Here is a 20,279-nt window from a genome sequence, read left to right as displayed (position 1 = left end):
CCCCCCCCCCCCCCGCAACTCCATGAGAGGCCGTCATGACCCGTCCCGCACGCCCCGCAGCCCGAGGTCGGCGCCGCGCCGCCATCGCCCTGGGAGCCGCCGCCCTCGCCGTGGCCTCCATCGCCATCGCCACGCCCGCGAACGCCAAGCCCGAGAGCACGTTCCACGAGACGTACTGGAACGGGATCGACGTCTACGTCTCCTCGACCTCCTCCGCGCGGGGCTTCGGGCTCTTCACCCCGGACTGGAAGTACACGCAGTGCGCGGAGCTGCACCCGGGCTGGAACGCGATCTCCCTCCCCGCGAACGTCCTCGCGTTCCACATGAGCGCCCTTCCCGCGTGCAACGGATCCACCGCCTACGACGTGCCGTGGAAGTTCGGCAAGGCCGGACAGACGTGGGCGCTCGTCGACAACCACGCCTACGTCCTGCGCAAGTAGGACACGCGCGACGCCGACCTCAGCCGCGGGGCATCAGCCGCGGGGCATCACCCGCGGGCGTCGAAGCGGCGCCGGTAGCTCGAGGGGGTGCTCCCGAAGGCGGCCGCGAACGCCTGCCGGAACGTCACCGGGGTCCCGAAGCCGCAGTCGGCGGAGATCCGCTCGACGGGCAGGCCGGTGGTCTCCAGCAGCCGCCGGGCCTCGTCGAGCCGGCGGGAGCGCACCCAGGCCGCGGGCGTGGATCCGGTCGCGCGGCGGAACGCGCGGAGGAACGACCGGCGGCTCATGTGGGCGACGGCCGCGAGCCGGTCGACGCCCAGCTCCTCGCCGAGGTGCGCGAGGGCCCACGCGGTCGTGGCGGCCACCGGATCCCCCGCGTCGTCGGCCGCGACCGGCCGCTCGATGTACTGCGCCTGCCCACCCTCGCGGTGCGGCGCGACGACGAGGCTGCGGGCCACGCGATTGGCGGCCTCGGCGCCGAGCCGGGTGCGCACCATGTGCAGGCAGGCGTCGAGGCCGGAGGCCGTGCCCGCGGAGGTGAGCACGTCGCCGTGGTCGAGGTAGAGCGCGGATCCGTCGACCACGACCCCGGGGTGGCGGGCCGACAGGCTCTCCACGGCGCCCCAGTGCGTGGCCGCCCCGCGCCCGTCGAGGAGACCGAGGTCGGCGACCGCGATGGCCCCCAGGCAGAGGCCCGCCACCACGGCGCCGCGGTCGTGGGCCGCCCGCACCGTGCGGCGGAACGCGGGCCGCGGGTCCCGCCCGTCGTCGACCCACGACGGGATCACGATCACGTCGGCGCCCTCGGCCGCCGCGAGGCCCCGCACGCCGCCCAGCCGGTGGCCCTCCGCGGTGACGATCGAGCCCGCGCGGTCGGCGAACAGCACGGTCTCCCAGTCGCCGAGGCCCTGCCGCCGCACCTCGTCGAAGACCATCTGCGGCACCGAGAGGTGGAACATCGTCACGCCGTCGAACGCGTAGACCGCGATGCGCATCCGCTCTCCCCCGTGTGGCACGGATCCATCGTAAGCGTGCCGTCGGGCCACGCGCGTCCGGGGAGGATCCCGGCGATGATCGAGGGACGGCGCCGCATCCGGCGCCGCCCACGAGCCGATCCAGGAGACCCCCATGACCGCACCCCGCCGCGCCCTCGTCCTCGTCGACGTCCAGCAGGAGTACTTCGCCGGGCCGCTCGAGATCCGCCACCCCGACCGCGACGTCTCGGTGCGCACCATCGGCCGCGCCATCGACGCGGCGACGGGGGCGGGAATCCCCGTCGTCGTGGTCCAGCACACCGCCGGCGAGGGCGCGCCCGTGTTCGACCCGACGAGCGACGCCTACCGCCTGCACCCGGAGATCGAGTCGCGCCGGACGGACGCCTGGAAGGGCCTCGTGAAGTCGAAGGGCTCGGTGTTCGCCGGCACCGACCTCGTCGACTGGCTGCGGGCCGAGGGCCTCGACACCGTCACCCTGGTCGGCTACATGACCAACAACTGCATCCTCGCGTCGTCGGTGGAGGCGGAGGGGCTCGACATCGCGGCCGAGGTGCTCTCCGACGCGACGGGCGCCATCGCGCTCGCGAACGCCGCCGGATCCGCCGACGCGGCCACCGTGCACGGCACGCTCATGACGCTGCTGCACTCCAACTTCGCCGCCGTCGCCACGACCGACGCGTGGATCGCCGCGGTCACCGCCGGCGAGCCCCTCCCGAAGGACGACCTCGGCAGCTCGGCCGTGGCGGGCGCGGCGCGCTCCGCGGGCTGATCCCCGGGGCCGGCGGCCCCGAGCGCCGGATCACTCCGCGGTCTCCCGGTAGTCGAGCATGTCGAAGGCCGTGACCCGGCAGGACGCCGCCTCGTCGCGTCCCGTCGCGGTGTCCTCCGCCAGGATCCGGTCCCCCGCCCGCACCCGGCAGGTGACGGTGCCGTCCGCCGCGTCGAGCACGGCGGTGACGCTGAAGTAGTCGCCGGCGGAGAAGGCCGCGTCGGTGAGGTAGACGTCGTGCTCCTGGGTGAGGGGCAGCGCCTCCGCCGGGACGTCGCGGTACCCGTCGTTCAGGCCGCCCAGCCAGACCGCGCGCACCTGCGGCACGGTGCCGGTCAGCTCGACGGTGAGGGTGACGGGGTGGACGATCTCGGGGGTCGCGGGCGCGGTCGGCCCCGGGCTCGCGGCGCCCTCCGGCGGCGACGTCGGCGGGTACGTGTCGAGCACCAGCCCGACCATGGTCGTGATGGCGATCACCCAGGCCGTCAGTGCGACGACGTTGAGCGCGAGGCCCGTGATCGCGAGGGGGCGGGAGTTGCGCCGCCGCTTCCGGGTGAGCGCGAGGATCCCGAACAGCGCGCCCACCACCGCCAGGAGCCCGGTGACGAGGTCGAGCACCGGCACGAGCGCGCCGAGGAGCGCGAGGACCGCGAGCACGACGGCGGTCCCGGCGGCCTCGTTCCGTCCGCGCACGCGGGCGGGCCTCGAGGACTGCGGGGCCTCGGCATCGGCCTCGGCATCGGACGACGGGTGCGCCGGCCCGTACGGCGTGGGCTCCGGCGGAGGTCCGGTGGGCCCGTCCGGACCCGGATCCGTCACTCGGCGGCGTCCCGCAGGTCCTCGGCCGTGGCGCTGCAGGTGACCGTGGCGCCGTCGCCCTCGGCCCGCTGCTCGGTGACGATGTAGTCGCCCACGAGGATCCGGCACGTGATGTCGCCCTCCTCCGCGACCGCCGGGTCGATGCTCGCGACCGCGCTCACGGAGAACATCGCCATGTCGAACGCCGTCGTGTCGGGCACGACGACCTCGCGGCTGAACGGGAGCGGCTGGTCGGACGCCTGCTCGGTGCCCGCGGATCCGCCGACGGACGTGGTCCAGAGGACGCCCGCCGTGGCGGTGCCGCCCGTGCCGGTCACCTCGTAGGTGACGCGCACGTCGTCGGCCGCCTCCGCCGACGACCGCGCCTCGGACTCCTGCACCGCGCCCGTGATGGCCGTGACGATGCCGGCCGTGTAGACGATGGCGAGGACGATCGAGAGGATCAGCGCGACGATGCTCACGACGAGCCCGCCGAGCGCCATGCCCTTGGGCCGGTCGCGGAGCACCAGCCCGATGATCCCGAGCACGATGCCGACGGCCGCGAGGAACCCCGACACGTAGTTGAGGATCGGGATGACCGAGCCGATGAGCGACAGCACGCCCACGATGAGCGCGGCCAGCCCGACGCCGTTGAACGACTTCCGCTCGCGGGGGGCGGAGGCGTCGGGTTCGGGCGCGTAGCTGAAGGTCATGCCTCGACCCTGCCAGGGATCGGGCCGCATCCGGCCACCCCGGGGTCACGATCCCGCGACACCGCGCTCCCGCGACACCGCGCTCCCGCGACACCGCGATCCCGCCCGCCGCGCCTCAGCCCGCGAGCACCTCCGCCACCGGCGTCAGCGGCAGGCCGAGCGCCGCGGCGACGTGCGGCTCGGTCACGTGGCCGTCGTGCACGTTGAGGCCGAGCGCGAGCGCCGGGTCCTCCGCGAGGGCCCGCCTCCAGCCCTTCTCGGCCAGCGCGATGACGTACGGCAGCGTCGCGTTGGTGAGCGCGCGCGTCGAGGTCTCGGGCACCGCGCCCGGCATGTTGGCGACGCAGTAGTAGACGCTGTCGTGCACGGCGAAGGTGGGGTCGTCGTGGGTGGTGGGGCGGGATCCCTCGAAGCAGCCGCCCTGGTCGATGGCGATGTCGACGAGCACGGACCCCTTCTTCATGGTGGCGACCATCGCGTCGGTGACGAGCTTCGGAGCCTGCGCCCCGGGGATCAGCACGGATCCGATGACGAGGTCGGCGTCGGCCAGCTGCGCCGCGATCTCGTACGCGGAGGACACGCGCGTCTGCACCTGCCCGCCGAACCGCACCTCGAGCTCGCGGAGCCGCGGGATGGAGAGGTCGATGACGGTGACGTCGGCGCCCATGCCGAGCGCGTTGGCGGCCGCGTGCTCGCCTGCGACGCCGCCGCCGATCACGACGACGCGCGCCTTCGGGGTGCCGGGGACGCCGCCGAGGAGGATCCCGCGCCCGCCCGCCGCGCGCATCAGGTGGTAGGCGCCGACCTGGGTGGAGAGCCGTCCGGCGACCTCGCTCATCGGCTGCAGGAGCGGGAGCTGGCGGTTGGGCAGCTGCACCGTCTCGTAGGCGATCGCGGTGGTGCCGGAGGCGAGGAGCGCGTCGGTGCAGGGGCGCGACGCGGCGAGGTGCAGGTAGGTGAAGAGGGTCTGGCCGGCGCGCATGCGCGGGTACTCCTCGAGGATCGGCTCCTTGACCTTGAGCAGCAGATCCGCCTGGCCCCACACCTCGTCGGCGGTAGCGACGAGGGTCGCGCCGGCGGCGGTGTAGTCGGCGTCGGTGATGCTGGATCCGAGCCCCGCGCCCTCCTGCACGAGCACCTCGTGGCCGCGGCGCACTAGCTCGTGCACGCCGGCGGGCGTCGCGGCGACCCGGTTCTCGTTGTTCTTGACCTCGGTGGGGATCCCGACCTTCATGCGCGCTCCGTCTCGTCTCCCCGCGAGGGTGCGACCGGCGGCGGCGATGCGGGAGGGCGAGTCCCAATATGGCCATCGTGCGCCTCGGGTGGGCGGAATCCGTAGGATCTGCGACGAAGGCCGCTCCTCCTGCGCGATCCTTCGCCCCGAGAGGACGGACGACCCATGCCGACGAAGGAACTGCGGGCCCGCGAGCCGCTGGACGAGGTCGACCGGAGGCTCGTCGCCCTCCTCCGCGCGGATGCGCGCACCCCGAACAGCCGCCTCGCCGAGCAGGCGGGCATCGCGCCGTCGACGTGCGTGACCCGCGTGCGCGGCCTCGTGGAGCGCGGCGTGATCACGGGCTTCACGGCCACCATCGACGCGGATGCGGTGGGCGTGGGCCTGCAGGCGCTCATCAGCATCGCGATACGCGCGGGCGCCCGCCACGAGATGGCCCGCTTCGCCGACGAGATGCGCGAGCTGGCCGACGTGGTGCAGCTGTTCTTCCTCGGCGGATCCGAGGACTTCATCGTGCACATCGCCGTCCGCGACAGCGACCACCTCCGCGACTTCGTGCTGGACCACCTCTCGGCGCACCCGGCCGTGGCGTCGACCCGCACGAGCGTGGTGTTCGACCACCACTACTCGGGGCCGGCGGTCGGCGACCCGGCGGTCTAGCCGGCGGTCGCGCGGTATGTGCACCGGCAGCACGGCGGACCGCCCGTCGCCCCTACCGTGTCGCGGATCCCCATCCCCCACCGCCGTGCGCATCACGCCGCACGGCGGTGTCCGACATGTCCGAAAGGCTCCCCATGCCCCTCCTCCCGCCCCTCCACCGCGCCGCGCGCTCCCCCCGCCGCCGGACCCGCATCGGCACGGTGATCCCGAGGATCGCCGGCGTCGCGATCCTCGCGGTCGCCGCGTCCTTCCTCGCCGCCCCGTCGCCCTCGTTCGCGGACACGGCACAGCCCGTCGACGCGATCCGGGCCTCCCTCGACAGCCACACCTACCTGCAGGACGTCGAGTCCGGGAGGATCACCGTCGACCAGATCGTCGCGGTGACCCTCGCGGCCCGGACCGCCGAGGCGCGGGCGGGCGGCAGCTCCGTCCCGAGCGTCGCGGCGCTCCGGGAGCAGACCGCTCGGGAGGTCGCCGACCTCCGCGCGGGCTTGACCCCCGTCGACGCCCTCGACGCGGAGCAGCCGGCGGAGTCTCCGGCGGTCGCCGGTCCCGTCGCCGCCGACAAGCACTGGTGGAACAAGCTGATCCACTGGAAGACGTTCCGGGTGCCCGCGTTCAACCTGGCCGTCGTCGGCGCGACCGCCGGGGCGACGTTCGCCACGATGCTGGGCGGGTGCGCCCTGATGCCGTCGGTCGTCTGCGCGGTCGTGGTCAGCATCTCCGCCACGTCGTCGCTGGCCCTCTCGGGCCTCGCCGCCACGTGCCTCGAGCACGAGCAGCACTACGTGTACGTGAAGGTCCCGGACTTCTGGAAGTCCCACTGCGGCGACTGACCGCCGGTCGGGCGCCCCTGCGGCGGCCCGTGCGCGACGAGGCCTCCTGGCCGGGCGGATCCCGCCCTGCCAGGAGGCCTTCGCGCGCGTGGCGCGGGGACTACTCGCCGGGCTGGCCCGCGTCGGTGACCGTCACGTCGCTGTGCACGAAGTTGAGGTACGAGCGGGAGGCGGTGGGGCCGCGCTGGCCCTGGTAGCGGGAGGCGTACTCGCCGGAGCCGTAGGGCTTCTCGGCGGGCGACGACAGTCGGAAGAAGCAGAGCTGGCCGATCTTCATCCCGGGCCAGAGCTTGATGGGCAGCGTCGCGACGTTGCTGAGCTCCAGGGTGACGTGACCGGAGAACCCGGGGTCGATGAAGCCGGCGGTGGAGTGCGTGAGGAGGCCGAGGCGGCCGAGCGAGCTCTTGCCCTCGAGGCGCGCGGCGACGTCGTCGGGCAGGGTGACCATCTCGAACGTGGATCCGAGGACGAACTCGCCCGGGTGCAGGATGAACGGCTCCCCCGGCTTCGCCTCGATGAGGCGGGTCAGCTCGGGCTGGTCCTCGGCGGGATCGATGTAGGGGTACTTGTGGTTGTCGAACAGCCGGAAGAACCGGTCGATGCGCACGTCGATGCTGGCGGGCTGCAGCATCCCGGGGTCGTAGGGGTCGAGGGCCACTCGTCCGGCGTCGAGCTCGGCGGTGATGTCACGGTCGGAGAGGAGCACGGCAGGAGCCTACCGGGGGCTTGCGGCCCGGGGCCCGGAGTCTTGGTAGGGTGGTGTCCGACCCGGCCGATGGCCGGTCGCGCGAGTGTAGTTCAATGGTAGAACTTCAGCTTCCCAAGCTGATAGCGCGGGTTCGATTCCCGTCACTCGCTCCAATATTGGTCGTCGTGGTAATCGAAGCCACAATGAGATCCGACCCCCGAAGACGGGGTCGTTCACTTGCGCTTAGGACCGTAGAGTTTGGCCACCTACACGTTACATCGCCACTAAGCGAATGTTTCATGTCTCTATCGGGTACTCAACGGCACATGACGTGAGGCGCGTAACGCTCCTTCACCAAGAACGGCGCAGCTCATGCATGTATCCAAAGTTGAAGTCCTTGATTTCAGACTACTACAAGACATCTCAATTCACATCGGCAAGCCTACGACGATTGCTGTCGGACGGAACAACAGCGGCAAAACATCACTTGGTGAAGTGGTGCGTAGGTTCTTTAGCACAGCACAAAAACCCTTTGGCATAGAAGACTTCTCTCAATCATGCTGGGCGCAATTCGCAGATGCGGCCTCACTGTACGCCATGGAAGAGACTCGTCACCTTGCGCTTGAGGCCCTACCCCGGATCGACGTTCGTCTTCATGTCGACTACTCCGACAATCAGGATGACTTCGGGCCTCTAGCACCGTTCGTTTTAGACCTCGACGATGACCGCACTGACACCTCAGTGCTTCTCTCTTACGCCCTCGAGGCAAAAATGGTTCAGCGCTTTTTTGAGGAATTAAGTATCGCCGCCGGTAACGATCAACCGGAGTATTTTAGCGCACTTGACGAACTAATTAGTCAGTATTATCGCAAGCAGGTTTGGGCCGAAGCGAGCATAAACGCCAAACGAGAGCGCACCCGTCAATTAGACTTTTTGGCCGCATCCAAGGTGATGAATGTAGGCCACATCGTCGCCCAAAGGGGCCTTGATGACGTGACAACCAAGGAAAGTGATGTCCTTGCCAAGGTCATGGAACGGCTCTTTAACACCTCAATCAATGCGGCCGGAGAATCTGCAGAAAGTATCACTAGTTCACAAGTTGACACAGCCCTGAAGGGCGTTCATGAGCACATTGACAAAACATTCAACGTCAACCTCAAGGCACTCGAACCGATCTTTAAACTTTTCGGCTTTCCAGGTAGCGCGGGCACGCGAATCGCCACCCGAACGACCCTCAACATGCAAGGGCTCCTCGCTAACTACACGAAAGTCATGTACCCAAACACTAACGGGCCCTCTTTGCCCGAAGCGTATAATGGCTTAGGCACTCGCAACCTGCTACATATACTGCTGCAGCTTGTTGGGCTACATAGATCCTGGCACCAAGCCACTGATCGCTCGGCCGTCCATCTAATCTTCATCGAGGAACCAGAGGCGCATTTACACCCTCAGATGCAAGAAACGTTCATTCGTCAACTAAACGCCATCGTCAAATCGTTGGAGCGAGAAACGGGCGACACTTGGCCGGTGCAATTTATCGTCTCGACACACAGTCCACACATAGCGAACGCCGTCAGTTTTGACTCCATTCGATACTTTACTACCTCAATTTCAGCTGATGCGGTGAGGGCCACAGAGGTAAGAGATCTCATGGTTGCCAGCCGAGAAGGACTTATTGACGCGCGGTTTTTACATCAGTACATGACGCTGACGAGTTCTGATTTGTTCTTCGCCGATAACGCAGTCCTTGTCGAGGGCACAAGCGAGCGCCTGATTGTGCCCCACGTGCTCGATAAAATGGCCCCCACGGCAAAAACCCAGTACACAAGCATCTTGGAAGTCGGTGGTGCATATGCATATAAGTTCTTTCCGCTAATTGATTTCCTAGGCATACCAACTCTCATTATCACGGACTTCGATTCCGTTCGCCTGAATGACAATAAGCGGTATGAAGCATCGAACGTCCATGACGGTACAAGCACGAGCAACGTTTCACTCAAGACCTGGTTTAAGGAAGCAGGCGAAGTAACACCAACTCTTTTATTAGAGGCAAGTGAGACGGCTAAGGTTGTCGATACACGTAGGCTCGCCTATCAAGTTCCAGAGTCAATCGGCGGGCCCTGTGGACGCACTTTTGAGGATGCTTTCATCCTCGCCAACTCTAGCAAATTCTCCCTAGATGAGGGCTCCGTCGATGCTCAAGAAACTCAAGCAAAACTCCTCGCATCCGTAAAAAAGAAGACAGATTTCGCGATTGAATATTCTGTAGACGATAGGGAATGGGTTACTCCCAAGTATATCCTTGATGGATTGCAGTGGCTATTAGTGTCGAGAGTACCCAAAGAGCAAACTGAAGAGCTTCCCGATACAGTAAGCAGCGTCACACTCACCGCGTCAGTTGCAGATACGTCTTCTGGCGCCGGCGTGTCAAGCGAGGGTGAGGGCAAAGCATGAGACCACAGGCCGTCTCTAGTAACGCACAGGATATTGCAGCCGCTACCAACGAGCAGATTCTTGATTATGTACGCGCCGGTCAACACTTCCGAGTAGAAGCCGGAGCGGGATCTGGTAAAACGACATCCCTCATAGCAACTTTAAAATCCATTCAAAGTGATGACAGCCTCGATCTTAAAAGTGGGCAACAAATTGCCTGCATCACATTTACCAACGTGGCAAAAGCAGAGATCCTGGATCGCATCAGTTCTGATCCGGAGTTTTTCGTTTCTACAATTCATGAATTTTGCTGGCTCCTGATTCAACCATTTCAGCAAGAGTTGATGAGGCTTGTGCAAGAAGGGGACTGGCGAGCTGACTTAGAAAAATCAGACATCGCGGAATTTACAACGCAAAAGATTGCGTACGGTCGCGGGTATCGCCGCGTGACGGACTCAACTGTTTACCTCAAGCACGATGACGTCCCGGAATTGACGGCAAGATTACTACAGTCAAAGAAGCTTGCGGCCGTTCTTAGGAGCAGGTTTCCTATTGTCTTTGTCGATGAATACCAAGACACCAATAAGGTGCTCATGGAGTCGGTACTTTCTAATTGCATTGCCGAAGGTCGTGGGCCATTGTTCGGCTTCTTTGGAGACGAGTGGCAGCAAATTCATCCAAACTCTGTCGGTCGCGTTGAAAGTCCGTTGATTAAAACGATTCCAAAAGGCACCAATTTCCGATCGGAAACAGCAGTGGTGCGGGCGCTAAATAACATACGCCCAGCGCTTCCTCAAGCCGTTCCACCGAATACTAAAGACGGCACAACAACTGTGTTCCACACGAACCTGTGGAGCGACGGTCGCGTTCCCGGGGGGCATAGTCTTAATGACTTGCGCGCAGACCTAGTCGACTTGGCCGTCACGGAGGTCCGTACTCAAGTTGAGCATGAGGGTTGGAACCTTAATCCTTCGGCGACGAAAACTCTTATCTTAACGCACAAGGCAATAGCGGCGCGGCAAGGCTATGTGACTATTGACAGCATCTTTAAGTACAACGACGAGTACACGAAACTCGAAAACCCAGTTCTGCGGTATCTTGTCCGCGGCGTCGAAGCTGCGCGTGAATCGTACATTGAGGGTCGGTTGGGAGCCACTTACGAGGCGCTCGGGGGCCAGCGCCCTCCAGTCAGGTCAATGCGAGAGAAGCAGTTGGCTCGTCACGCTTTGGATAAGTTGATGACCGTCTCGAGAAGTGGCTCCATAGAAGCGGTATTGGCGCAACTAGCGAATGAACCATTTTCTCTTCCCGCGCCGATCGCAGATGCAGTCAAGAGCATAAGCGCCGAAGCGACTGATTCAAAGCGAGTGGAAGAGCTGAGGGCGCTCATGAAGGTGTCTTATTCCGAAGTAGTCGCCTTGAAGAACTTCCTTGATCACCATTCGCCGTATGAGACTGAGCACGGCGTCAAGGGTGCTCAGTTTGAAAATGTTATTGCCATTTTTGGTGGCGGTTGGAATCATTACAATTGGCCCTCGTTCTTAAGCTATTCTTTTGATCCCGCAAGCATTCCAGAGGGGAAGCTGAAGGGCTTCATCAGGGCTCGCAATTTATTTTATGTGTGCGCGTCTCGACCACAAAAAAACTTGGCGATACTACTCACACAGCCTATCGACCCGCACGGTATTTCGGTCCTGCAGCAGTGGTTCGGGGAAGACAATATTAAGGCCTTGGCGGCACCTGGCCGCGTATAATGGTTATTATATTTCGTCTAGCGTCCGCCAGTGAGGGTTGCCTCGACAATACATGCGTAGCATGAAGTACCTTTAGAAGAGCGCAGAGCATGAGGCCATACCTAATCTTCTAACGAATAATGGCGCTGCTGACCTCCGCCAGCAGCGACGCCATGCACGCCTCCGCCGTCGCCGCATCCCCATCGCGGATCGCCAACGCGGCCTGCTCGTGCGTCTGCAACGCGTGCTCACGCGGATTGTGCGGCATCAGCCCCTGATGCGTCCGCCCGCTCAGCACCTCGGTGATCACCTCGCGGAGCGCGCAGAACATGTCGTTGCCGCTGGCCTCGAGGATCAGGTGGTGGAACTCGATGTCGGCCGCGAGGAAGTCGACCAGCTCGCCCGCCTCGCCGAGGCGGCGGAGATCCACCGCGAGCTCGGCGATGCGCGCGCGCTGCGCCGGCGTCGCGTTGTCGGCGGCGAGCGCCGCCGCGACCGGCTCCACCGCGCGACGGAGCTGGGTCAGCGAGCGGAACTGGTCCGCCCGGCCGGGCCCGGTGAGCCGCCAGCGGATGATGCGCGGGTCGTAGACGTTCCAGCGGTCCGGGCCTTGCACCACGAGGCCCACGCGGCGCTTCGGCACGATGAGCGCCATCGCCTCGAGCACGCGCACGCAGTCGCGCACCACCGTGCGGGAGACGCCGAAGCGCCGCTGCAGGTCCTCGATGGTGAGGCGGCTGCCCTCGGCGAGCGCGCCGTCGACGATGTCGCGGCCGATCGCGTCGATGATCCGCGTGGGCATGACCTCCGCGGCGGGCCCGGCCGTCCCCGCGGGGGCGGGCGTCGGTGCCGGGGTGGGAGCTGACCGCGTCGTCATGGTCCTCTCCGGGTGAGCGCCGGCCGTCCGACCGTCTCGACGAGCATAGGTCGACCGATGCCGCCCGAGCTGTGCCCTTCCGCCCCGCGCCATATAAGTGTTACCTTTCTCGGCGCGACGGCTGTTCGCCACGCGCATCGACCGACAAGGGAGTCAGCATGGCCGCACGTCCGCGCCACATCGTGGTGATGGGGATCTCCGGATCCGGCAAGACCACGATCGCCACCCACCTCACCGAGGCGCTCGGCTGGACCTTCGCCGAGGCGGACGAGTTCCACCCCGCGGCCAACATCGACAAGATGACCGCCGGCACGCCCCTCACCGACGACGACCGCTGGCCCTGGCTCGGCGCCATGCGCGACTGGATGACCGGCGAGGCCGCCGCCGGCCGCAGCACCGTCGTCACCTGCTCCGCCCTCAAGCGCTCCTACCGGGACCTCCTCCGCGAGGCCGACGGCGACGTCTCCTTCGTGCACCTCTCCGGCGACCCCGACCTCATCCGCGAGCGCATGAAGAGCCGCAGCGGCCACTTCATGCCCGCCTCGCTACTGCCCACGCAGATCAGCACGCTCGAGCCCCTCCAGGACGACGAGCCCGGCCTCGCCCTCGAGAACGTCGGCACGCCCGACGAGGTCACCGCCCGCATCACGCGCGAGCTCGGCCTCGACGGCGACGCCCGCTAGACCCGCCCGCCCTCGCGCCGCCGCAGCGCCGTCCTCGGACCGGACCTCGGCGCTCCCCCGCACCGCCACCCCGCGTGCCGCACGGCACCACCACCGCACACCGCACGTTCGTCAACGGAGAGAACATGACCATCGAAGACTGGACGCAGACCCTCACCGCGGGTCCGCTCCTCCTGATCGCGGCCGGCGCCATCGCCGTGCTGCTGATCCTCATCATCACGCTGCGCGTCCACGCGTTCGTGGCCCTGATCCTCGTGAGCCTCCTCACGGCGTTCGCCACCGGCATCCCCACCTCGCAGATCGTGACCGTGCTCGTCGGCAGCTTCGGCTCCACGCTCGGCACCGTCGCGCTGCTCGTGGGGCTCGGCGCGATGCTCGGCCGCCTGGTGGAGACCAGCGGCGGCGCGAAGGCGCTGGCCGACACCCTCATCCGCGCGTTCGGCGAGAAGCGGGCGCCCTTCGCGCTCGGCGTCGCGTCGCTCATCTTCGGATTCCCGATCTTCTTCGACGCCGGCCTCGTCGTGATGCTGCCCATCGTGTTCTCGGTGGCCCGTCGCCTCGGCGGCGGCGTTCTCCGCTACGGCCTCCCCGCCGCGGGCGCCTTCTCGGTGATGCACATCTTCGTGCCGCCGCACCCCGGCCCGGTCGCGGCCAGCGAGTTCTTCGGCGCGAACGTCGGCATCGTGATCATCGTCGGCCTCGTCGCCGCGATCCCCACCTGGTACGTCACCGCGTACCTCTACGGACTGTGGGCGGGCAAGAAGTTCGTGCTGCCGGTCCCCTCCATCCTCGGCGAGGCCGACGCGAACGCCGAGTCGAACCCGCCCAAGTTCGGCACCGTCGTGGCCGTGCTGCTGCTCCCGCTGCTCCTCATCTTCATGAACACCGGCCTCAACGCCGCCTCCACCGGCGGGATCCTCCCCGAGGGCACCAGCGACCAGGCCTGGTACCAGGTGCTCCGCACCATCGGCGAGACGCCCGTCGCGCTCCTCATCTCGCTGCTCGTCGCCGCGTTCGTACTCGGCCGCCGCCGCGGGATCGACAAGACCGCCCTCGAGAAGACCCTCGAGTCGGCGCTCGGCCCGGTCTGCTCCGTCATCCTCATCACCGGCGCGGGCGGCATGTTCGGCGGCGTCCTCCGCACCAGCGGCATCGGCGGCGCCCTCGCCGACGTGCTCGGCGACCTCGGCATCCCGATCATCCTCGCGGGCTTCCTCATCGCCGCGATCCTCCGCATCGCGCAGGGATCCGCCACCGTCGCGCTCACCACGGCCGCGGGCCTCATCTCCCCGGCGATCCTCGCGGGCGACTACAACGCCTTCCAGGTCGCGGCGCTCGTCGTGGCCGTCGCCGGCGGATCCGTGGTCGCCAGCCACGTGAACGACTCCGGCTTCTGGCTCGTCGGCCGCTTCTTCGACATGGACGTGAAGACGACCCTGAAGACCTGGACCGTGATGGAGACCACCATCGGCGTCATGGGCTTCGGCATCGCCGCGGCCGTGTTCGGGGTGGCGTCGCTGGCATAGCGCACCTTCATCGACGACGATCCGAGGCCCGTCCCGGGCGGTGCGAAGCGGGCCAGCGAGAGGCGCGCTCAGCCGCCGACCCGGCTGATCCGGACGGCATCGCCCTCGAGCGCGAAGAGGAGCGTGGCGCCCGTGGGGAAGGCCTCGCGGAGCAGCGGGGGCAGGTCGGGCGTCACGTTCATGGGGACGGTGGCCGGCACCGAGCCGGCGCCGCAGCCGAAGACGCCCACGACGGCGGACGGATCCACGTCGGCCGGCAGCACGGAGATGCAGTCGTCGCTGAGCTCCAGCGAGGTCGGATCCCGGGGCATCCGCGACACGGTCAGGCCGAGGAACTCGACCCTCTGGATCGCGCCGTCGGACGCGCTGTCGAACGTGCCGTCCGACTCCTCGGCCTCGTCGGCGAAGGAGATGAGCGCGACGGTGTCCACCCTCTCTCGCGTGAGCCACAGGGTCGCGCCCGCCGTGATGACGACCGTCACGGCCAGCGACGCGGCCGCGACGGCGCGGAACGCGCGCGGGGAGAGGCGTCGCCTCCGGGGGTCGCGGGACCCGGCCGGCGGCGCGGGGTCCTCCGGGTCGCGTACCGGGTCGACGGGCGCTTCGCGGGCGTCGACCCGGGCGGGATCGGGGATCGGATGAGCGGGTGGCGTCGGCCCGGCCTCGGGCGCCGCCCCCCGGTCGACCGCCGGTGCGGAGCCGAGGGCGGCCAGGCGCGCGTGCGCCTCGGAGTCGTGCGCCAGGTCGGGGTGCGGACCGTAGACCCGGCGGCGCAGCTCGCGGAGCTCGTCGCGGGCGGCATCGGCCTCGTGATCCATCCCCGCATCGTGTCACGCCGTCTCCACCACGGGACAGGGGCGGAGCGCCCCCGCATCGCGGGTCACGGCGCCGGCTGGCACCTCGGGCACCACCACGCGCGGCGGGCCCGCTCGCTCGTGCTGCCGGGATCGTCGAGGCCGATCACCGTCGTGCCGCAGCGGAGGCACGGCCGTCCCGCGCGGCCGACCACCCAGTGCGTGCGGCCGCGGCGGGGGTCGCCGGTGGTGATCTGGTAGGCGCCCGGGACGGTCGCGGAGTGCCGCAGCGAGCGGGCGGCGAGGTCGACCAATGGCGGCAGGTCGACGTCGGCGACGCGCGTGGCGGGATGCACGCCGCGGAGGAACCCGACCTCGTTGACCCACAGGTTGCCGAGGCCCGCCATCGGGCGCTGGTCGAGGAGGGCGGCGCGGATCGTGTCGCCGGGACGGGCCGCGAGGCGGGAGACGGCGAGCGCCGGATCCCAGTCGTCGCGCAGCGGATCCGGCCCGAGGTGCTCGACGACCGTCCGCTCGTCCCGGGTGGGGATCAGCTCGACCACGGGCAGGTCGAGGCCCCACAGGGTGCGACCGTCGTCGAGGCGGAGGCGCACGCGCACCTGGTGCTGGATCCGCGCGGGCACCCGCTTGCCGACGCCCGTGACCGTCCACGAGCCCTGCATGCGGAGGTGCGTGTGGAGTGTGGTCGCGTCGTCGAAGCGCATGAGCAGGTGCTTGCCGTGGGTGTCGAACGCGGTGATGCGCCGACCGCCGAGCCGGACGCCCGCCCGCGCGCCGGACCGCAGCTCCCCGTCGGCGATGAGGGCGCCACCCACCTGCGCGCGGAGGCGTGCCGCGAGGACGAAGACGGAGTCACCCTCGGGCATGCTCCGACGCTAGCCGCGGCCGCCGACAGCCCGTCCGGCGGGGTCGGGGACGTGGGACCGGGCGAGGTGGCGCGTCTGCGCCGCGTACCGGCCCATGCGGCGGTGCTGCACGATCCCCCACGGCACGGCCACCGCCAGGCAGGCGATGGCGATGATCCAGACGGGGACGAGCCACCCGGTGAGGTCGCCGCGCAGGAGCGTGGGGACGAAGATCGCGACGACCAGCATCACCGACTGGCCGAGCTGGAAGGGCTGCAGCGTCCGGGTGTAGACGGCGAGGCGGGCGGCCCGCCACTCGAGCTCCGGTTCCAGCTCATCGCGCTTGCCGGCGGCACGGCGCACGACGGCCGTGCGGTCCTCCTTCGCCAGGCCCTGGGTGATGGTGGACCCCGAGAGCTGCGCCCCGATGGACACGAAGATGCAGGTGAGCGCCGGCGCGAGCAGCGAGAACTGGAGCGCGAACGCCAGGACCTCCGCCGGCTCCTGCCGCTCGAACCGGTCGAGCAGGAGGGTGCCGGCGACCGTGACGACGAGGGCGATCACGAACACCAACGCGACCAGGCGCCACTTCCGGCGGGGCGTGCCCTCGGACCAGTCGAGGTCGATGGAGATGGCGGGCCCGTCGTCCCGCGGCGCTCCCCGGCGGGCCACCGCGGCGGCCTGGGCGCGGAGCACGAGGATCCAGCTGGTCGCCGCCGTGCCGACCGCGGCGGCCACGACGCCCGCCACGACCAGGACGGACACCCCGGCGAGCAGCGACGCGACGGCGTGCACGACCACGGCGAGCGCCGTGACCCCCAGCCACACGAACAGGCGCACCGGCCGCCGGGGCGCGCCGTCCGGTCCGGTGGCGTCCCTCGCCCCGCGCAGCTCCAGCAGGCCGAGGGACGGCGTGAACCCGAGCGCGAGCATCCCGGCGATGACCTGCGGGAGGACCGCCGCGGCGATCGCGCTCCCGTCGGCGTCGGGCCCGGCGCCGGTCGCCGCCTGGAGCAGGCCGTACCCGTACAGCGTCGCCTGCCCGACGAGCAGCACGACGAGCAGCACGACGAGCGCGATGCGCGCGCCGACCCCGCCACCCGCCCCCGGTGTCGACGGTGATGCTGCCTGCCCGGTGCCGCGCGCGCTCATCCCACGACCGTATCGGGCGTCGCCGTCGTCCTCGGACGTCCGCCGTGACCTCGCCGCTCCCCCGCGCGCCCCCACCACCGGCCTCCGCGAGGGTCCACACTCGACCCACGACCCGAACCGCACGCCGCGCCCCCGCGCAGCGAAGGAGCCCCATGAGAATCACCGGCCGCACCGTCCTCATCACCGGAAGCACCTCGGGCATCGGCCGCGGTCTCGCCGAGCGGTTCCACGCGGCGGGCAACCGCGTCGTCATCGCGGGGCGCCGCGCCGACCTGCTCGCGGAGATCACCGCGCAGCACGACGGCATGGCCGCGGTGGTGCTCGACGTCGCCGACCCCGCGTCGATCCTCGCCGCCCGCGACGAGCTCGCCGTGACCCACCCCGACCTGGACGTCGTGATCACCATGGCCGGCATCATGCAGGCCGAGGACCTCCGCGACCCCGCGCACCAGGCGACCGCGGAGGCGATCATCGCGACGAACCTCCTCGGCACCATCCGCACGGTCGACGCGTTCCTGCCGGTCCTCCTCGCGGGCGACGAGGCGACCCTCATGACCGTCTCGTCGGGCCTCGCGTTCGTGCCGCTGCCGGTGACCCCCACGTACAACGCGACGAAGGCGGCCGTGCACTCGTACACGCAGAGCCTCCGCGCGCAGCTCGCCGGCTCGTCGGTCGAGGTGATCGAGCTGGTGCCGCCCAAGGTGCAGACCGCGCTCATGCCCGGGCAGGCGGAGGCGGGCGACGCGCTGCCGCTCGAGGACTTCCTCGACGAGGTGATGGGCATCCTGCAGGCACGCCCCGAGGACGAGGAGATCCTCGTGCAGGACGTGCACGGCCTCCGCTTCGCCGAGCGCGACAGCCGCCACGACGAGATGCTGGCGCTCCTCAGCGGGCGCTAGCGGGCAGCCCGCGCCGAGCGGCGGTCGGCCGCTAGCTGCTCTGCCGCACCACCAGCGTGGTCGGCATCAGCGTGAGCGGATCCACCTGCTCGCCGGCCACCAGCCGCACGAGCACCTCGGCCATCTTCTGCCCGAACTCCTGGTTCGGCTGGCGCACGGTGGTGAGCGCGGGCACGGCCGACTTCGCGAAGTAGTCGTCGTCGAAGCCGACCACCGCCACGTCCTCGGGGACGCGCAGGCCGTGCTCGCGCAGCTCCGCGTAGACGCCGGCGGCCATCTGGTCGCTCGCCGCGAACACGCCGTCGATGGGCTCGCCGCGCGCGAGCAGCGTGCGCATGGCGTCCGCGCCGGAGGCGGGCGAGAAGTCGCCGAACGCGACGAGGGTGGGATCCAGGCCCGCCGCCGCCATCGCCTCGCGGAACCCGCGCAGCCGGTCGATGCCCGCGGGCATGTCCTGCCGACCGGCGACCGCGGCGATGCGGGTGCGCCCGCGCTGGATGAGGTGCTCGGTCGCGGCGCGCGCGGCCCCCACGTTGTCGACGTCGACCGTGGGCGCCTCCCGGTCGTCCTGCCGCAGCGGCCGGCCCGCGAACACGACCGGCAGCCGGTCGCGGAGCCCGCTGAAGGTGGCGTCGCCCGAGTGGTGCGACACGACGAGCACCCCGTCGACGTTGCCGCCGAGGAGGAACCGCCGCGTCTTCTCCGCCTGCGCGGGCGAGGAGATGAGGAGCGTGAGCGTGTACTCGGTGGCCGCGAGGTACGTCATGGCGCCCTGGATGAGCGCGGAGAAGAACGGGTCCGCGAACACCCGCGCGGTCTGCTCCGGCATGACGAGCGCCAGCGCGTTCGTGCGGCGCCCCGCGAGCGAGCGCGCCGCGCGGTTGGGCACGTAGTTGAGCTGCGCGATGGCCGCGTTGACCGCGGTGACCACCTCGGGCGCGACCCGGTCGGATCCGTTCACCACCCGCGACACCGTGGCCCGGCTCACGCCGGCGAGCGCGCCGACCATCTCGAGGGTGGGCGGGCCCTGCTCGGCGTTGACGGCCACGGTCCCCCTCGGGTGGATGCCGCACGGTCGGGTGCGGCGCGGATCAGGTCGAGTGTACGGCCGCGCCTACCCCTTCACCGCTCCCGCCATGATCCCGGAGATGAGCTGACGCCCGGCGAGCACGAACAGCGCCAGCAGCGGCAGGGTCGCGAGCACCGCGCCCGCGAGCACGATCGAGTAGTCGACGTACCGGGCGGACTGCAGCTGGCTGAGCGCGACCTGCAGCGTCGGGTTCTGCGGGACGACGAGCAGCGGCCACAGGTAGTCGGTCCACGCGGTCATGAAGGTGAAGAGCCCGAGGATCGCCATCGCCGGTCGCGCCGCCGGCACGCCCACGTGCCAGAAGGTGCTGATCATGGAGGCGCCGTCCATGCGCGCCGCCTCGATGAGCTCGGTCGGGATCACGTCCACGAGGTACTGCCGCATGAAGAACACCCCGAACGCGGTCACGAGCGTCGGCACCACGACGGCGCCGAGGGTGCCGGTCCAGCCGAGCTGCTTCATCATCATGAACAGCGGGATGATGCCCAGCTGCGTCGGCACCGCGAGCGTCGCGATGACGAAGACCATGAGCCCCTCGCGGCCGCGGAACCGGAGCTTCGCGAAGGCGTACCCGGCGAGCGTCGAGAACGTGATGACGGAGACGCTGATGACGACGGACACGATGACGCTGTTCATGAGCGCGAGCCAGAACGGCACGGTACCCACGACCTCGGCGACGTTGATCCAGAACCGGCCGCCCGGGAGCAGCGACGGCCAGGTGTCGGTGAGGGCCGACTTGTCGCTCGACCCCATCACGACCGACCACCACAGCGGGTAGGCGCCGCCGAGGAAGACGGCGAGGATCAGGCCGTAGGCGAGGAACCCGGGGCGGCGGTCGATGCCGGTGCCGCCGCGCGGACGACGCCGGGGCCCCCGGCCGGACGCGGCGGGTGACGGCCCGTCGGAGGTGCGCGGGCGCACGGCGGCGGGACGGTCGGTGGCGGTCGCGGTCATGATCGGGGCTCCTCATCGCGGACGGCGGTCCGCTCCTCGGGAAGGACGGTGTCGGGCAGGCGCGGCACCGCGGTGGCGCCGGGCGCGGGAGCGGCGGGCTGCGCGCGGAAGCGGGGGATGGCCCGGCGGGGGGGGGGCG

General features: G+C 69.0%; 20 protein-coding genes and 1 tRNA gene. 10 read left to right on the top strand and 11 right to left on the bottom strand.

All coding sequences use genetic code 11. The annotated features are described in order from the left end of the window. Nucleotides 1-35: 35 nt before the first annotated feature. On the top strand, nt 36-440 hold the full coding sequence (locus Q6969_RS04770) for a hypothetical protein (protein WP_317229408.1): 405 nt from the start codon (nt 36-38) through the stop codon (nt 438-440). Between the two features lie 47 nt (nt 441-487). Here the strand turns inward: Q6969_RS04770 and Q6969_RS04765 are convergent, their stop codons facing one another. After that, nucleotides 488-1,456 carry a helix-turn-helix domain-containing protein gene (locus Q6969_RS04765; RefSeq protein WP_317229407.1) on the bottom strand — a complete coding sequence of 323 codons (969 nt, stop codon included), beginning with the start codon at nt 1,454-1,456 and terminating at the stop codon, nt 488-490. 112 nt (nt 1,457-1,568) lie between these two features. Here Q6969_RS04765 and Q6969_RS04760 point away from each other — a divergent pair, with 112 nt between their 5' ends. Further along, on the top strand, nt 1,569-2,204 hold the full coding sequence (locus Q6969_RS04760) for an isochorismatase family protein (RefSeq protein ID WP_317229406.1): 636 nt from the start codon (nt 1,569-1,571) through the stop codon (nt 2,202-2,204). 30 nt (nt 2,205-2,234) lie between these two features. On the opposite strand, the gene Q6969_RS04755 is transcribed toward Q6969_RS04760, so the two are convergent. From Q6969_RS04755 to ald, 3 genes are all read right to left on the bottom strand, one after another. Continuing rightward, nucleotides 2,235-2,897 carry a DUF4190 domain-containing protein gene (locus Q6969_RS04755; RefSeq protein WP_317229405.1) on the bottom strand — a complete coding sequence of 221 codons (663 nt, stop codon included), beginning with the start codon at nt 2,895-2,897 and terminating at the stop codon, nt 2,235-2,237. A gap of 122 nt (nt 2,898-3,019) precedes the next feature. Next, nucleotides 3,020-3,715 carry a DUF4190 domain-containing protein gene (locus tag Q6969_RS04750; RefSeq protein WP_317229404.1) on the bottom strand — a complete coding sequence of 232 codons (696 nt, stop codon included), beginning with the start codon at nt 3,713-3,715 and terminating at the stop codon, nt 3,020-3,022. A gap of 115 nt (nt 3,716-3,830) precedes the next feature. After that, the gene (gene ald, locus Q6969_RS04745) at nt 3,831-4,949 is read right to left on the bottom strand and encodes an alanine dehydrogenase (protein WP_317229403.1); all 1,119 of its coding nucleotides are present in this window, start codon (nt 4,947-4,949) and stop codon (nt 3,831-3,833) included. A 165-nt stretch (nt 4,950-5,114) separates the two neighbouring features. Between ald and Q6969_RS04740 the strand changes: the two genes are divergently transcribed. Beyond that, nucleotides 5,115-5,609, top strand: coding sequence for an Lrp/AsnC family transcriptional regulator (locus Q6969_RS04740; protein ID WP_317229402.1), 495 nt, complete (start codon nt 5,115-5,117; stop codon nt 5,607-5,609). 134 nt (nt 5,610-5,743) lie between these two features. After that, nucleotides 5,744-6,445 (top strand): hypothetical protein, encoded by a 702-nt coding sequence (locus tag Q6969_RS04735; protein ID WP_317229401.1) that lies wholly within the window; start codon nt 5,744-5,746, stop codon nt 6,443-6,445. Between the two features lie 100 nt (nt 6,446-6,545). On the opposite strand, the gene dcd is transcribed toward Q6969_RS04735, so the two are convergent. Beyond that, nucleotides 6,546-7,151 carry a dCTP deaminase gene (gene dcd / locus Q6969_RS04730; protein WP_104344239.1) on the bottom strand — a complete coding sequence of 202 codons (606 nt, stop codon included), beginning with the start codon at nt 7,149-7,151 and terminating at the stop codon, nt 6,546-6,548. Nucleotides 7,152-7,232: 81 nt separating this feature from the next. On the opposite strand from dcd, the gene Q6969_RS04725 reads away from it, so the two are divergent. From Q6969_RS04725 to Q6969_RS04715, 3 genes are all read left to right on the top strand, one after another. Continuing rightward, a tRNA-Gly gene (locus Q6969_RS04725) sits at nt 7,233-7,306 on the top strand. Nucleotides 7,307-7,505: 199 nt separating this feature from the next. Continuing rightward, nucleotides 7,506-9,587, top strand: a complete 2,082-nt coding sequence (locus Q6969_RS04720) for an ATP-dependent endonuclease (RefSeq protein WP_317229400.1) — start codon at nt 7,506-7,508, stop codon at nt 9,585-9,587. Beyond that, nucleotides 9,584-11,320: a UvrD-helicase domain-containing protein gene (locus tag Q6969_RS04715; protein WP_317229399.1), complete on the top strand. Its 1,737-nt coding sequence runs from the start codon at nt 9,584-9,586 to the stop codon at nt 11,318-11,320. The genes Q6969_RS04720 and Q6969_RS04715 overlap by 4 nt, the downstream gene beginning before the upstream one ends. 109 nt (nt 11,321-11,429) lie before the next feature. On the opposite strand, the gene Q6969_RS04710 is transcribed toward Q6969_RS04715, so the two are convergent. Further along, nucleotides 11,430-12,176, bottom strand: a complete 747-nt coding sequence (locus tag Q6969_RS04710) for an FCD domain-containing protein (protein WP_317229398.1) — start codon at nt 12,174-12,176, stop codon at nt 11,430-11,432. Between the two features lie 158 nt (nt 12,177-12,334). On the opposite strand from Q6969_RS04710, the gene Q6969_RS04705 reads away from it, so the two are divergent. Further along, nucleotides 12,335-12,859 (top strand): gluconokinase, encoded by a 525-nt coding sequence (locus Q6969_RS04705; RefSeq protein ID WP_094116792.1) that lies wholly within the window; start codon nt 12,335-12,337, stop codon nt 12,857-12,859. A 125-nt stretch (nt 12,860-12,984) separates the two neighbouring features. Beyond that, entirely contained in the window at nt 12,985-14,385 is a 1,401-nt protein-coding gene (locus Q6969_RS04700; protein WP_317229397.1) for a GntP family permease, read from the top strand. A gap of 68 nt (nt 14,386-14,453) precedes the next feature. Here the strand turns inward: Q6969_RS04700 and Q6969_RS04695 are convergent, their stop codons facing one another. From Q6969_RS04695 to Q6969_RS04685, 3 genes are all read right to left on the bottom strand, one after another. Further along, complete coding sequence (locus Q6969_RS04695; RefSeq protein ID WP_317229396.1) at nt 14,454-15,203, bottom strand: hypothetical protein; 750 nt, start codon at nt 15,201-15,203, stop codon at nt 14,454-14,456. 62 nt (nt 15,204-15,265) lie between these two features. Next, nucleotides 15,266-16,066 carry a DNA-formamidopyrimidine glycosylase family protein gene (locus Q6969_RS04690; RefSeq protein ID WP_317229395.1) on the bottom strand — a complete coding sequence of 267 codons (801 nt, stop codon included), beginning with the start codon at nt 16,064-16,066 and terminating at the stop codon, nt 15,266-15,268. Nucleotides 16,067-16,075: 9 nt separating this feature from the next. After that, nucleotides 16,076-17,197, bottom strand: a complete 1,122-nt coding sequence (locus tag Q6969_RS04685) for a hypothetical protein (RefSeq protein WP_317229394.1) — start codon at nt 17,195-17,197, stop codon at nt 16,076-16,078. A gap of 152 nt (nt 17,198-17,349) precedes the next feature. On the opposite strand from Q6969_RS04685, the gene Q6969_RS04680 reads away from it, so the two are divergent. Then, complete coding sequence (locus Q6969_RS04680; protein WP_317229393.1) at nt 17,350-18,096, top strand: SDR family NAD(P)-dependent oxidoreductase; 747 nt, start codon at nt 17,350-17,352, stop codon at nt 18,094-18,096. Nucleotides 18,097-18,127: 31 nt separating this feature from the next. Here the strand turns inward: Q6969_RS04680 and Q6969_RS04675 are convergent, their stop codons facing one another. Both Q6969_RS04675 and Q6969_RS04670 read right to left on the bottom strand, forming a co-directional pair. Beyond that, the gene (locus tag Q6969_RS04675; RefSeq protein ID WP_317229409.1) at nt 18,128-19,105 is read right to left on the bottom strand and encodes a LacI family DNA-binding transcriptional regulator; all 978 of its coding nucleotides are present in this window, start codon (nt 19,103-19,105) and stop codon (nt 18,128-18,130) included. Between the two features lie 105 nt (nt 19,106-19,210). Next, entirely contained in the window at nt 19,211-20,140 is a 930-nt protein-coding gene (locus tag Q6969_RS04670) for a carbohydrate ABC transporter permease (protein WP_317229392.1), read from the bottom strand. Nucleotides 20,141-20,279: the final 139 nt, after the last annotated feature.

This window comes from Clavibacter sp. MX14-G9D (genome assembly GCF_032917815.1).
Lineage (GTDB): Bacteria > Actinomycetota > Actinomycetes > Actinomycetales > Microbacteriaceae > Clavibacter > Clavibacter michiganensis_K.
This window is presented reverse-complemented; position numbering and strand designations above follow the sequence as displayed.